Origin of the sequence: Aeromonas sp. SER (assembly GCF_038739615.1) — a bacterium.
In the GTDB taxonomy this organism is placed as follows: domain Bacteria; phylum Pseudomonadota; class Gammaproteobacteria; order Enterobacterales; family Aeromonadaceae; genus Aeromonas; species Aeromonas jandaei.
In genome coordinates this window covers 46554-58750 of the sequence record NZ_JBCGFC010000007.1, presented here as the reverse complement: position 1 = coordinate 58750, position 12197 = coordinate 46554, and the positions used below count along the sequence as shown (strand labels likewise).

At 60.9% G+C, this 12197-nt stretch carries 10 protein-coding genes; 3 read left to right on the top strand and 7 right to left on the bottom strand.

What is annotated here, in order from left to right; all coding sequences use genetic code 11:
• Positions 1 to 38 precede the first annotated feature (38 nt).
• The gene (gene rnd / locus AAHA41_RS12150) at positions 39 to 1151 is read left to right on the top strand and encodes a ribonuclease D (protein WP_041207707.1); all 1113 of its coding nucleotides are present in this window, start codon (positions 39 to 41) and stop codon (positions 1149 to 1151) included.
• Positions 1152 to 1330: 179 nt separating this feature from the next.
• Here rnd and AAHA41_RS12145 read toward each other — a convergent pair whose 3' ends face one another.
• From AAHA41_RS12145 to AAHA41_RS12120, 6 genes are all read right to left on the bottom strand, one after another.
• Positions 1331 to 1975: an MBL fold metallo-hydrolase gene (locus AAHA41_RS12145; protein WP_323069706.1), complete on the bottom strand. Its 645-nt coding sequence runs from the start codon at positions 1973 to 1975 to the stop codon at positions 1331 to 1333.
• A 22-nt stretch (positions 1976 to 1997) separates the two neighbouring features.
• Positions 1998 to 3113 (bottom strand): tRNA 2-selenouridine(34) synthase MnmH, encoded by a 1116-nt coding sequence (gene mnmH, locus AAHA41_RS12140; protein ID WP_323069705.1) that lies wholly within the window; start codon positions 3111 to 3113, stop codon positions 1998 to 2000.
• Positions 3110 to 4147 (bottom strand): selenide, water dikinase SelD, encoded by a 1038-nt coding sequence (selD, locus tag AAHA41_RS12135; RefSeq protein ID WP_323069704.1) that lies wholly within the window; start codon positions 4145 to 4147, stop codon positions 3110 to 3112. Before selD ends, mnmH begins: the two co-directional genes overlap by 4 nt.
• Before the next feature lie 408 nt (positions 4148 to 4555).
• A complete protein-coding gene (locus AAHA41_RS12130; protein WP_323069703.1) occupies positions 4556 to 5740 on the bottom strand; it encodes an acyltransferase in 1185 nt (394 codons plus the stop codon).
• 348 nt (positions 5741 to 6088) lie between these two features.
• Complete coding sequence (locus tag AAHA41_RS12125; RefSeq protein WP_025201720.1) at positions 6089 to 7282, bottom strand: class I SAM-dependent methyltransferase; 1194 nt, start codon at positions 7280 to 7282, stop codon at positions 6089 to 6091.
• Between the two features lie 110 nt (positions 7283 to 7392).
• A complete protein-coding gene (locus tag AAHA41_RS12120; RefSeq protein WP_323069702.1) occupies positions 7393 to 8823 on the bottom strand; it encodes a methyl-accepting chemotaxis protein in 1431 nt (476 codons plus the stop codon).
• A gap of 82 nt (positions 8824 to 8905) precedes the next feature.
• On the opposite strand from AAHA41_RS12120, the gene AAHA41_RS12115 reads away from it, so the two are divergent.
• Complete coding sequence (locus AAHA41_RS12115) at positions 8906 to 9178, top strand: acylphosphatase (RefSeq protein ID WP_033113652.1); 273 nt, start codon at positions 8906 to 8908, stop codon at positions 9176 to 9178.
• 15 nt (positions 9179 to 9193) lie between these two features.
• Positions 9194 to 9952 (top strand): CHAD domain-containing protein, encoded by a 759-nt coding sequence (locus AAHA41_RS12110; RefSeq protein ID WP_323069700.1) that lies wholly within the window; start codon positions 9194 to 9196, stop codon positions 9950 to 9952.
• Positions 9953 to 10061: 109 nt separating this feature from the next.
• On the opposite strand, the gene metG is transcribed toward AAHA41_RS12110, so the two are convergent.
• Positions 10062 to 12095 (bottom strand): methionine--tRNA ligase, encoded by a 2034-nt coding sequence (metG, locus tag AAHA41_RS12105; protein ID WP_071910189.1) that lies wholly within the window; start codon positions 12093 to 12095, stop codon positions 10062 to 10064.
• Between the last annotated feature and the right edge of the window lie 102 nt (positions 12096 to 12197).

Below are 12197 nucleotides of genomic sequence, written 5' to 3'. Positions count from 1 at the left end.
TTTTTTCTTTTTGGCCCTGATCAACCGCGCAGGCACAGATGCAATATCAACTTATCACTCAGCAAGCCGAACTTGAGCAGTATCTCGCTTCTCTGGCCGACGTTCCCCTGGCTATCGATACTGAATTCGTTCGCACCCGCACCTATTATCCCCAGCTTGGCCTGTTTCAGATCTATGACGGCCAGCAACTGGCGCTGCTCGACCCGCTTACTCTCGATCTGGCACCGCTCTGGCAGCGGCTTGGCCGGGCAGGGCAGATCGCCATTTTGCACGCCTCCGGTGAAGATCTGGAGCTGATCCAGCATCAGGCCGGCCATCTGCCCAACCAGATGCACGACACCCAGCTGGCTGCCGCGTTCCTCGGCCACGGCGTATCGGTCGGTTTCGGCGCGCTGGTCAAGGAGTTCCTCGGCGTGGAGCTGGAGAAGGATCAGGCCCGTACCGACTGGCTGGCCCGTCCGCTGACCCCGCGTCAGCTTGAATATGCAGCGGCTGACGTCTTCTACCTGATGCCGCTCTACGAGAAGGTGATGGCCAAGTTGCGTGAAAGCGGCAAGTTTGCCTGGTTCGAGCAGGAGTGCCACAGCCACTCCGCCCGCAAGACCCAGGGCAGCGATCCCCGTCAGGCCTATCTCGATATCGTCAACGCCTGGCAACTGGGGCGCCGCGAGCTGGCCATCCTGCGTGAACTGGCCGCCTGGCGCCAGCAGGAGGCGGTGCGCCGCGATCTGGCTCTGAACTTTGTGGTCAAAGAGCTGCACCTGTTCAAGGTAGCGGAGCGCCGTGCCGCTTCCCTGCGCGATCTCAACGAGCTCGGCCTCTCGCCCATCGAGATCAAGATCCACGGCAAGCGGATGCTCGATATCGTTGCCAAGGCGCAGCAGAGCGATCCCGACAGCTGGCCCGAGCCCATTCGCCGGCTGGTGGACTATCCCCAGTACAAGGGCGAGCTCAAGCGGATCAAGGCGCTGGTGGAGGAGAAGGCCAAAGCGAGCAACATTCCGCCCGAGCTGATTGCCAGCAAGAAGATCATCCACCAGTACTTCACCTGGAGCTGGCGGATGGGAGATGCGGAGCGTGCCCGTGCCGACAAACCCATGCTGCTGCAAGGGTGGCGCCATGAGCTGGTCGGTCACCTTTTGGAACAATAAGCGCACTTATTGTTGCACCTATGAATCAATCCCCACCCTCGGGTGGGGATTTTTTATCGGGCGACATTCAGAGAGAGGCAATGACGTGGCTGCCGATCTGGCCAAGCGATCAATTTGGCTGGTGCTAGCGGGAATAGAGGAAGAGTGAAAAAGGCAGCGGAAACCGCTGCCTTTTTTGATCACCAGATAGGCTGGGTCAGGTAGGGGTTGCTCGCCTTCTCGCGGCCGAAGGTGGAGCTGGGGCCGTGGCCCGGGATAAAGACGATCTCGTCACCCAGCGGCAGCAGGGTCTTGGTGATCGACTTTATCAGCGTCCCGTGATCGCCACGGGGGAAGTCGGTGCGGCCGATGCTGCCGGCAAAGAGCACGTCGCCAACCCAGGCGAGCTGCTCGGCTTGGGAGAGCAGCACGATATGGCCCGGGGTGTGGCCGGGGCAGAAGTAGACATCCAGCTCGCACTGGCCAAGCTGCACCTTGTCACCCTGCTCAAGCCAGCGATCCGGCGTGAAGGCGGGGGTATGGGCGAAGCCGAACATCTGGCTCTGCTGGGGCAGCATGTCGAGCCAGAAGGCGTCCTCCTTGTGGGGGCCGGTAATGGCGACGCCGGTTTTTTCCCGCAGTTCGGCGGCGGCACCCACATGATCCAGATGACCGTGGGTCAGCAGGATGTGAGTCAGGGTCAGGCCACGCTTGGCGATGGCGGCCAGCAGTTTGTCCGCTTCGCCGCCCGGATCGATCAGGGCCGCCTGATGGGTCTCGTCACACCAGATGAGGGAGCAGTTTTGGGCGAACTGGGTGACCGGGATCACCTCGAATTTCAACATAGAGTTCCTCTCTTGGGATGGGTCAGCCGCGCAGCGCGCTGGCATGCTGCTCGGCGAAATAGTCGAGGCAGGCCTGCTTGTCACCGCGAAACACGATGCGCTCTTGCTTGTTGCCAAGCTGATAGAGATACATGGGGTCGTAGTAGCGGGTCAGCAGCAACGTGATCCAGGCCAGATGCAGCGCGGTATCGCCGCTCTTTTCCTGCTCGGTGAGGGCGGTTTGCATCAGGGCATCCAGCTCGCGGTGGGCCTGATCGCCGAGGCGGCGCTTGAGGCGGGCCAGCGCATCGGTGAGGTAGGCAGCAAACAGCGGCCAGCCGGATTCCTGGCCATACATGGCTTGATAGCGCAGCCAGAGATCGTGCACGTAATCTTCACGGATCTGCTCGGCCCGAGCGATTTGCGGAACGTCCACCACCACCAGCGGTGCCTGACTCATGGCCTCATGGAGGGAGAGGGGCAGGCAGCAGCGGCCGATCAGGCGGCTCTCGTCCTCGACCACGAAGGTCTGCTCGCCGCGATGGCGGCGCTTGAGCAGTTCGATGGCGAGGTTGTTTTCAAAGTTGATGTTGCTGGGCTGGCCGCCGGGCAGTTGACCGAAGGAGGAGCCCCTGTGATGGGCGTGCCCCTCCAGATCCACCGCCTGGGTCACCTGATCGAGCATATGGGTCTTGCCGGAGCCGGTCATGCCGGTCAGCACGCTCCAGTGACACTCGGCAGAGGCCTTGTCCTGGGTGTCGATCAGGAAACGGCGCAGCTCCTTGTAGCCCCCGGCGACGCGGGGGCGAGTCATCCCCGCTTCAGCCAGCCACTGTTGTACGGTTTGCGAGCGCAGGCCGCCGCGAAAGCAGTAGAGCACGGCATCGGGCTGCTGGCGCAACTGCGCCAGCCAGCCTTCGAGTCGCTCGGCACGTACTGCTCCCCCCACCAGCTTGTGTCCAAGCTCAATGGCGGCGGCCTGACCCTGCTTCTTGAAGCAGGTCCCCACCTGGGCGCGCTCATCGTCTGTCATCAAGGGCAGATTGGTCGAGCAGGGGAAGGCCCCCTCCTTGAACTCGATGGGGGCGCGCACATCAATCAACGGCACATCGTCCAAAAAGAGTTGGGCGTAGTCCGTGGCCAGTGGCAATTCACTCATTGGACAATCTCGATAAAGCGGGAGCCCTCAAGGGGCTTGATCTGGCCGATGGGCGAGAGCGCAAGGCCATCTTCGCGCGCGATGGCGAGCAGCTCGGCTTCGCTCTCTTTCCCCACGGCGACCAGCAGGCCGCCACTGGTTTGCGGATCGCACATGATGTTGCGGGTGCGATCGTCCATGGCATCGAGCTTGTGGCCGTAGGAGTCGTGGTTGCGCAGGGTCCCGCCCGGTACGCAGCCCTCGGCGAGGTAGTAATCCACCTCGTCCAGCAGCGGCAGCGCCTTGAAGTCGAGGCGGGCGCTGACATTGGATCCCTCGCACATCTCCAGCAGATGGCCCGCCAGACCAAAACCGGTGACGTCGGTCATGGCGTGGACACCCGGCAGCTCGGCAAAGCGCTGGCCAATCTTGTTGAGAGTGCACATGGCGTTGGGGGCCAGTTGCTCGTGTTCAGGCTTCAGCTTGCCCTTCTTCTGGGCGGTGGTGAGGATACCGATGCCGAGGGGCTTGGTCAGATAGAGGGTGTCACCCACCTTGGCGGTGTCGTTCTGCTTGATGGCGTCAAGGGGCACGATACCGGTGACTGCAAGGCCGAAGATGGGCTCGGGGGCATCGATACTGTGACCACCGGCCAGCGAAATCCCCGCTTCGTGGCACACCTGACGGCCGCCGTCGATCACCTGCTGGGCCACTTCCGGCGCCAGGGTATTGATGGGCCAGCCAAGGATGGCAATGGCAACGATGGGCTTGCCGCCCATGGCGTAGATATCGCTGATGGCATTGGTGGCGGCGATGCGGCCAAAGGTGAAGGGGTCATCGACGATGGGCATGAAGAAGTCGGTGGTGGAGACAATGCCCTGACCGTTGCCGATATCGACCACGGCCGCGTCATCCTTGCTGCTGTTGCCAACGATCAGGGTCGGGTCGTTGAAGCCCGGGATCTGGCTCTTGAGAATGGTGTCGAGCACCTTGGGAGAGATTTTGCAGCCACAGCCAGCGCCGTGGCTGTATTGGGTCAGACGAATGGAAGACATACTTACCCCTTGTTTGTGCACCGTGTGCAGAGGCTCTGCGGGAGCCATCTTGGTCAATGCGCGGCCATCTACCGTCATGTAAAGAGCCGCAAAAATAGGTGGCCTTGGCTGCTTCTGGAAGCAGTGATGTCAGGCAGTCACGCAGGGCTGCCGGGTAGGACGGGGAAGAAGAGGCGACAGATGCGCCAACACAGCCCCGCCAAGGGCCACACGACAGGGCATTATGCCACAAATGCCCCCTCCGGTTCGAACAGGAATTCACACGAAGCGAAGGGGATTGGCAGGTGGAGGGTAAGGGAGGAGGGCGCTGGCATGAGCCACTCAATTATCGGCAGGGGGAGAGCACTCGCGGATTTGCCCGCAGAGGTTGGCCTAACCTCTGCGAGGCAATCAGCGGGCGAAAACGGGTTAGCCGGCTTGCTCCAGCACCGGTTGGCGAGCCTTACCCCAGCGGCGCAGGCGCCGTTGCAGTGGCCGCTCCAGCAGGTTGTAGCTCAGCGCCGAGAGGCCGATCAGCACCGCCAGCATCAGCAAGGTTGCCACCACCCCCAGCAGCGGGTTGGTCTGGCCATACCACCATTCGGTGATCCCCGGCGCCAGATAGTGGATGAGCTCGCAGCCGGTGAGCAGCACCAGCGCATGGAGCAGGTAGATGGAGTAGGAGAGATCCCCCAGCCAGTTGGTGAAGCGGTTATCCAGGAGGTGCAGCAGCGGGCTTTGGCGATCGCCTTGGCAGGCGGCAATCCAGATCAGCAGCACGTAGGAGGCGATCAGCAGCAGTGTCAGCTGCGGCGTCATGGTGAACTGCATCAGCGCGAAGGGCAGCACAAAGGCGACCAGCAGCGGCAGATCTCGCTTCATCATGGGCAAGCCTTTTGCGGCCTTGACCCTCGGCAGCAGCCAGAGGCCGAGCACAAATTCACTCACCCCGCGCCCCACCGCCAAGGCGCCGCTGGTGACATCCAGGGTGCCGCGACTGTGCACGATAAAGGCCAGCACCGTCAGCGCCAGCAGGGGGGCGAGATGGCTCCAGCGACTGCGGGTGACCGCGAGCGGAATCAGCAGCGGGAACAGCAGGTAGCTGATCCACTCCACGCTGAGCGACCAGGCTGCGAAGTTCCAGGTCAGCCCGTGATCGGTCACCACCTGTAGCAGCAGGAAGGCGCTCGGCAACGCCTCGGCCGGGGTGAAGGGGGAGCCGAAGGGGGGCATCCCTTCCCACTCCCACATCTTGAACAAGGGGCCGGCGTAGAAGCCCACCCCGTGCTGCGCCTTGTAAAGCTCCCAGCCGACCAGCAGCAGCAGGGTCACCAGATAGAGGGGGTAGACGCGGGTCAGCCGCAGCCAGAGAAAACGGCCATAGCTCACGGTACGTGGCGTGCGGGTGAAGGCCTCGCCATAGACATGGGCCAGCACCACGCCGCTCAAAATAAAGAACAGGTCGACCCAGAGGTAGCCATTCTCGATGAGTTGGGTGTGGCCTGCGAGCGACTCCATCCACTGGGGAAAGAGCAGCAAGCGGGCATGGAACAGCACCACCATCAGAGCAGCGATGCCCCGCAGCGGTGTTAACAGCGGCAATGATTGATTCATAACGGGATCCCTTGTGATGTTCAGCTTGGCCTGACATCGATTTTTGTTGTTGTACCGTCCATCACTCCTGATGGGACGGTTGCCCCGGCTTGGCTGCCGCAGGCGGGATCACACTACGGAAAAGAGAGTCATACGGGTGTGATTTAAATCATAAATGTGCAGTTATTGTGCAAAAAAATTTAAACAGATAAAGACGTAGGACGCAGGCAGGGAAAGAGGAGGAGAGAGAACACCCATAAAGCAGAGAGGGTGGTCAACGGGGCGAGGGTCAGGTCTATAGGCGTTAAGAAGCAAAACAATCAGGCCCGCAAGGGGCCTGATTGATCACAAGGGGAGGGTGGTTGCCGATCAGCGGGCGCGAACCACCAGACCCTTGAGGTAGAAGCCTTCCGGATAGGCGGTACCTATGGGGTGATCAGAGGCCTGGGAGAGCAGCTCCAGGATCTGGGCATCGCGACCGGCATCGAGCGCTGCATCGGCAACGATCTTCTGGAACAGGCTCTGCTCCATCAGGCCGGAGCAGGAGTAGGTCAAGAGCACGCCACCCGGCGCCAGCAGCTGGAACGCCAGCATGTTGATGTCCTTGTAACCACGGCAGGCACCCAGCAGCTGGGCCTTGCTCTCGGCGAACTTGGGCGGATCCAGCACGATGACGTCGAACTTCTCGCCCTTCTCGCGATATTCACGCAGCAGCTTGAAGACGTCGTGGCGGACAAACTGGGTGTTGCTGGTATCCAACCCGTTCAGCTCGGCGTTCTGGCGGGCGATATCCAGCGCATTCTGGGAGAGGTCGACGTTGACCACTTCCTTGGCGCCGCCTTTGAGGGCATAGACGCCAAAACCACCGGTGTAGCAGAAGCAGTTGAGCACCCGCTTGCCTTCGGTGTACTTGGCGGCAGCCTGACGGTTGTCCCGCTGATCCAGATAAAAACCGGTTTTGTGGCCGTTGCGAATATCCACCAGGATCTTGACGCCGCCATTCTCCTCGATGACGACCGGCTCGTTCGGGGTCTCGCCATAGATGACGCCAGTGCGCTCTTTCAGCCCTTCCTTCTTGCGCACTGCCACGTCGGAGCGCTCATAGATGCTGCACTCTGGGTAGAGGGTACGCAGTGCTTGCGTTATCAGCTCACGCTGGAACTCGGCGCCGGCAGAGAGGATCTGGCACACCAGAAAATCGGCATAACGGTCGATGGTCAGACCCGGCAGGCCGTCGGATTCGGCGGCGCAGAGGCGATAACCGGTGAGGCCCTGACGCTTGATGAGCCCGTCACGGGACTCTTGCGCATATTTGAGGCGACGGATGAAGAAGTCGAGATCGACGGTCTCATCCTTGTCGAAGGTCCAGACCCGAGCACGGATCTGGGAACTGCCCGACCAGGCGCCACGAGCAAGCCATTTGCCGTCATGGGTGAGGATCTCGACGGTATCGCCGTCAATGGGGTTGCCCTGAACCCGCTCGATCCCCTTGGAGAAGATCCAGGGATGGCGACGCAGCAGGGATTTTTCGCGGCCTTTGACGAGATAGATGGAAGCGCTCATGGATGTTTGCCAGATGGTCAAAAGAAAAGGGGCCACATTCTATGTGGCCCGCAGGTAAAACTCAAACTGCCCGGTGCATCAGCGTGCCCGAACCGGATGTGACTGACAGATCAGATCCGGATCCCCTTGAGTGCCCGGGTCAGCTCGCTGGCGGTGGCTTTCAGCCCCTGCGTGCCAGCCACCGAGGCGCTGGCAGACTCCTCCACCTGCGCCGCTTCATGGCGTACCTGATCCAGATTGTGGGTGATCTCGGCGGCCACCGAGCTCTGCTCTTCGCTGGAAGTGGCGATCTGGGTGCTCATCTCCAGCACCGCATCGCTGTGATTGCTCAGCTTCTCGATATCGAGCCCCACCTCGCTGATGAGTTGCTGGCTGCTGGCCGCGCGACCCACGGTTTTCTCCATGATGTCGTTAAGAGCGCCGGTGCCGGCTTGCAGCTCTTCGATCATCTTCTGGATTTCGACCGTTGCCTGCTGGGTGCGGCTGGCGAGGGTACGCACTTCGTCGGCCACCACCGCAAAGCCGCGGCCCTGCTCACCGGCGCGGGCCGCTTCGATGGCGGCGTTGAGGGCCAGCAGATTGGTCTGCTGGGAGATGGCGTTGATGACGCTTACCACCTCGTTGATGCGGTTGGCATTGTGAGTCAGGCGCTCGACTGCACCGGAGGCATTGCCAATCTCGTCGGCCAGGGTGCGGATCGCCTCTATGGTTCGGGCCACCCGGTTGGCGCCATTGGCCGCCTCTTCGCTCGATTGACGGGTTTGCTGCAGAGTGTCGTTGGCATTGCGCGCCACTTCGCGAATGGCGGCTGACATCTGCTCCATGGCGGTGGCCAGCGAATCCATGTGCTGGCGCTGGGCACGCGCCATGTTTTCGCCTTCACTGGCGTGGTCGCGAAACTCGTCGGCGGCCATGGTCAGCGCCTCGGCAGACTCTTCGACCAGCTTGACGATCTGATGCTGGCGGTCGGTAAAGCGGTCGATGCTGCCCGCCAGGGTAGAGAACTCGTCGCGTACCGGGAAGAAGTTGAGGCGGAAGGTGAGATCGCCGTCGGCCACGGTTTGCAGCGCCTTGTTGGTGGAGTACAGGGCGCCGGAGACAAAGGTCATCATGTAGTGGATCACCAATGCCATCAGGGCAGCCAGCGCCCCAATCATGGTGAGCGTGGTGCCCTGATCATCCCACATTGAGGAGGTACTGGTGTCGAGCTCGCCGGTCACATAGCCAGCCTGACCCGCTGGTGCGGTGAAGTGGTAGCGATCGCCCTGTTGTTCGAGTCCGCTCACCCCTTGTGGCTGGATGCGCAGATCGGCTGGCAGAGTGAGCGTTGGCTGCTGGCTGACCAGTTGTGCCGTGGTCTCGACCCGTTGTTGCAACTGCTTAATCTTGAGGTTTATCTCCTGATCGTGGCTGTTTGCCAGCAGATACCAGCTGAGAAAGGCGATGATCAGCAGGGGAAGCCAGAAGGCGATGTGGAATTTTTCACTGATGGTGAGGTGAATGAGATAGCGGTCAACCCACCGGAATTTAACTTCTTTCATAATGGAGCTGCATCCTGCAGAGATAGAGTGTCGGGCACATTATCGTCTCGGGAATTTTTTTCTTAAGCAGAAGGTGTGAGAAATGGGAGAGCAATCGTTTGTCATTCGGGTGTGGGGGCAGGTACAAGGGGTCGGATTTCGCTACTTCACCCGTGAGCGTGCCTTGCAGCTGGGGCTGCGCGGCCATGCCTACAACCTGGAGGATGGGTCGGTGGAGATCCTCATCAGCGGGCCGACGCAGGGGGTACAGATGATGCTGGGCTGGCTGGAACATGGCCCGCGCACCGCCCGGGTGACCCGGATGGAGTATGAAGAGGCGCTGCCGCCAAGCGGCCAGGGCTTTCATACCAACTGATCTGCCGGGGACATCATGACTGCCGATACGCGTGATCCCTTGCTGGCGCAGGCCCGGGTGCTGGTCGCCAGCTACCGCCATGCTGCTCGCGCTGTGCGCCGTGAAGCGAGCGAAACCCATGTCCATGGTTATCGCATCGCTGCGCGCCGCATGCAGGCGCTGCTCGCATTGTGGCGACCCGCCCTTTGCCATCCAAAACTGGAACGACGGCTGCAGCGGGCCATTGGCCGACTCTCGGCCCTGCGCGATGCACAGGTTTACGCCGCGCGCTTTGGCGCGTCATCCACAATCGTCTTGTCCAGGGTAACGGTTCCCCTTTTTTCGGGCCTGCTTGCCCGCTGGCTGGATGCATTGGAGCAAACTCCCGATACCTCAGGGCTGGCTCGTCACTACCGGCGCCACCTTGCCCGCCGCCTTGATGGGGCATTGAGCCGACTTGATGAGCACCCGGCTGGCAACGTCTCCCATCGCCAGCAGCTGCGCCGCTGGCATCATCTGCGCCTTGAGATAAAACAGGCGCGCTACGGCGCCGAGTTGCTGCTGGAGCTGGGGGCGGGGGAGGCACAGTGGGTCAGCGCCTTTAGTCATTGGCAGGAGCGGCTCGGGCAGTTGCAGGATTGGCGGCAGTGGCGGCGTGCCCTGAAAGGAAACAAGCGGCAGCGCAGGGTGAGGTGCAAACTCAAGCGCAAGATAGTGACGCGATTGCGCCGCCTCGATTGCCAGCAGGCGGAACTGGTGGGGCTCAAGGTGGCGATGCTGGATAGCCCGCTCTAACCATCTTGCCGGATGCTCAACGGGAGTAATCCGCAGAGTCGCAGAGATTTAAAAGAGTGCAGAGACAAAAAAGAGGCCCGCAGGCCTCTTTTTTATCGGGTCGATGCGCTTACTTGACGCGCATGCCCGGCTGGGCGCCTTCCTGCGGCTCCAGGATCCAGAGATCCTTGCCGCCCGGGCCTGCGGCCAGCACCATGCCTTCGGACATGCCGAAACGCATTTTGCGTGGCGCCAGGTTGGCCACCATCACGGTCAGTTTGCCTTCCAGATCTTCCGGGTTGTAGGCGGACTTGATACCGGCAAACACCTGACGGGTTTCGCCGCCGATATCCAGTTGCAGCTTGAGCAGCTTCTCGGCTTCCGGTACCGCTTCGGCCTTCTTGATCAGCGCTACGCGCAGGTCAATCTTGGCAAAGTCGTCATAGGTGATGGTTTCGCTGATGGGGTCATCAGCCAGCGGGCCTGTCACTTTCGGTGCCTGCTCCTTGGCCAAGTCTTCCTTGGATGCCTCGATCATGGCTTCAATCTTCGCCGGCTCTATGCGGGAGAAGAGGGCTTTGAACGGTGCAACGGTGTGATCGACCAGCGGCATCTCGATCCCATCCCAGCTGAGGGTTTCGGCCAGGAAGGCTTCGGCACGCTCGGCCAGCAGCGGCATGACGGGCTTGAGGTAGGCCATCAGCACGCGGAACAGGTTGATACCGACGGAGCAAACCGCTTGCAGCTCGGCATCTGCCCCTTCCTGCTTGGCGATGACCCAGGGAGCCTTGTCGTCCACATAGCGGTTGGCCTTGTCGGCCAGCGCCATGATTTCGCGGATGGCACGGCTGAACTCGCGGCTCTCATAGGCCTCGGCAATGGCGGTGCGGGCATTGGCAAACTCGGCGTAGAGCTCGGGTTCGGCGCAGGTCGCCGCCAGCTTGCCGCCAAAACGCTTGGCAATAAAGCCGGCGTTGCGGGAGGCGAGGTTGACCAGCTTGTTGACCACGTCAGCGTTGACCCGCTGCACGAAATCTTCGAGGTTCAGGTCCAGATCGTCGATGCGGCTGTTGAGCTTGGCGGCGTAGTAGTAACGCAGGCACTCCGGATCCAGGTGGTTCAGGTAGGTAGATGCCTTGATAAAGGTGCCCTTGGACTTGGACATCTTGGCGCCGTTGACGGTCACATAGCCGTGCACGTTGACCTTGGTCGGCTTGCGGAAGTTGGCGCCTTCCAGCATGGACGGCCAGAACAGGCAGTGGAAATAGGCGATGTCCTTGCCGATGAAGTGGTAGAGCTCGGCGTCGGAGTCCGCTTTCCAGTAGCTGTCAAAGTCGATGTCGCCACGCTTGTTGCACAGGTTCTTGAAAGAAGCCATGTAACCGATGGGGGCATCCAACCAGACGTAGAAATACTTGCCCGGGGCCCCCGGAATTTCAAAACCGAAGTAGGGGGCGTCACGGGTGATGTCCCACTGCTGCAGGCCGCTTTCGAACCACTCCTGCATCTTGTTGGCCATCTCTTCCTGAATGGCGCCGGAGCCACGTACCCACTCTGCCAGCCATTTTTCAAACTGCGGCAGGTCGAAGAAGAAGTGCTCGGAGTCCTTCATCACCGGAGTCGCGCCGGAGACGGCAGATTTCGGATCGATCAGCTCGGTCGGGCTGTAGGTGGCGCCGCAGCTGTCGCAGTTGTCGCCATACTGCTCCGGAGACTTGCACTTGGGGCAGGTACCCTTGACGAAACGATCCGGCAGGAACATCGATTTTTCCGGATCGAAAAGCTGGGAGATGGTGCGGCTCTTGATAAAACCACCATTTTTCAGGCGGCCATAGATCAGCTCCGCCAGCTCGCGGTTTTCGTCGCTGTGGGTGGAGTGATAGTTGTCAAAGCTGATGTTGAACCCGGCGAAGTCGGCCTGGTGCTCCTTGGAGACCGCAGCAATCATCTCTTCCGGGGTGATCCCCATCTGTTGTGCCTTGAGCATGATCGGGGTGCCGTGGGCATCATCGGCACAGATGAAGTGCACCTGATGACCGCGCATTCGCTGATAACGAACCCAGATATCGGCCTGGATATGTTCCAGCATGTGGCCAAGGTGAATGGAGCCATTGGCATAGGGGAGGGCGCAGGTTACCAGCATTTTACGAGGATCAGTTGCCATATTACGTTCTTGATGTGCTTGTTGGGATGATAGAGTGCCGTGCATGTTACCCGAATTGGGGGTAGCCTGCCTAGGGTTGTGGCTGTGCCGGGCTTGGCCGGA

Bases quoted from the DNA above. Each gene is read 5' to 3' on its own strand.
- rnd (WP_041207707.1), top strand. From the start codon at position 39: ATGCAATATCAACTTATCACTCAGCAAGCCGAACTTGAGCAGTATCTC.
- AAHA41_RS12145 (WP_323069706.1), bottom strand. From the start codon at position 1,975: ATGTTGAAATTCGAGGTGATCCCGGTCACCCAGTTCGCCCAAAACTGC.
- mnmH (WP_323069705.1), bottom strand. From the start codon at position 3,113: ATGAGTGAATTGCCACTGGCCACGGACTACGCCCAACTCTTTTTGGAC.
- selD (WP_323069704.1), bottom strand. From the start codon at position 4,147: ATGTCTTCCATTCGTCTGACCCAATACAGCCACGGCGCTGGCTGTGGC.
- AAHA41_RS12130 (WP_323069703.1), bottom strand. From the start codon at position 5,740: ATGAATCAATCATTGCCGCTGTTAACACCGCTGCGGGGCATCGCTGCT.
- AAHA41_RS12125 (WP_025201720.1), bottom strand. From the start codon at position 7,282: ATGAGCGCTTCCATCTATCTCGTCAAAGGCCGCGAAAAATCCCTGCTG.
- AAHA41_RS12120 (WP_323069702.1), bottom strand. From the start codon at position 8,823: ATGAAAGAAGTTAAATTCCGGTGGGTTGACCGCTATCTCATTCACCTC.
- AAHA41_RS12115 (WP_033113652.1), top strand. From the start codon at position 8,906: ATGGGAGAGCAATCGTTTGTCATTCGGGTGTGGGGGCAGGTACAAGGG.
- AAHA41_RS12110 (WP_323069700.1), top strand. From the start codon at position 9,194: ATGACTGCCGATACGCGTGATCCCTTGCTGGCGCAGGCCCGGGTGCTG.
- metG (WP_071910189.1), bottom strand. From the start codon at position 12,095: ATGGCAACTGATCCTCGTAAAATGCTGGTAACCTGCGCCCTCCCCTAT.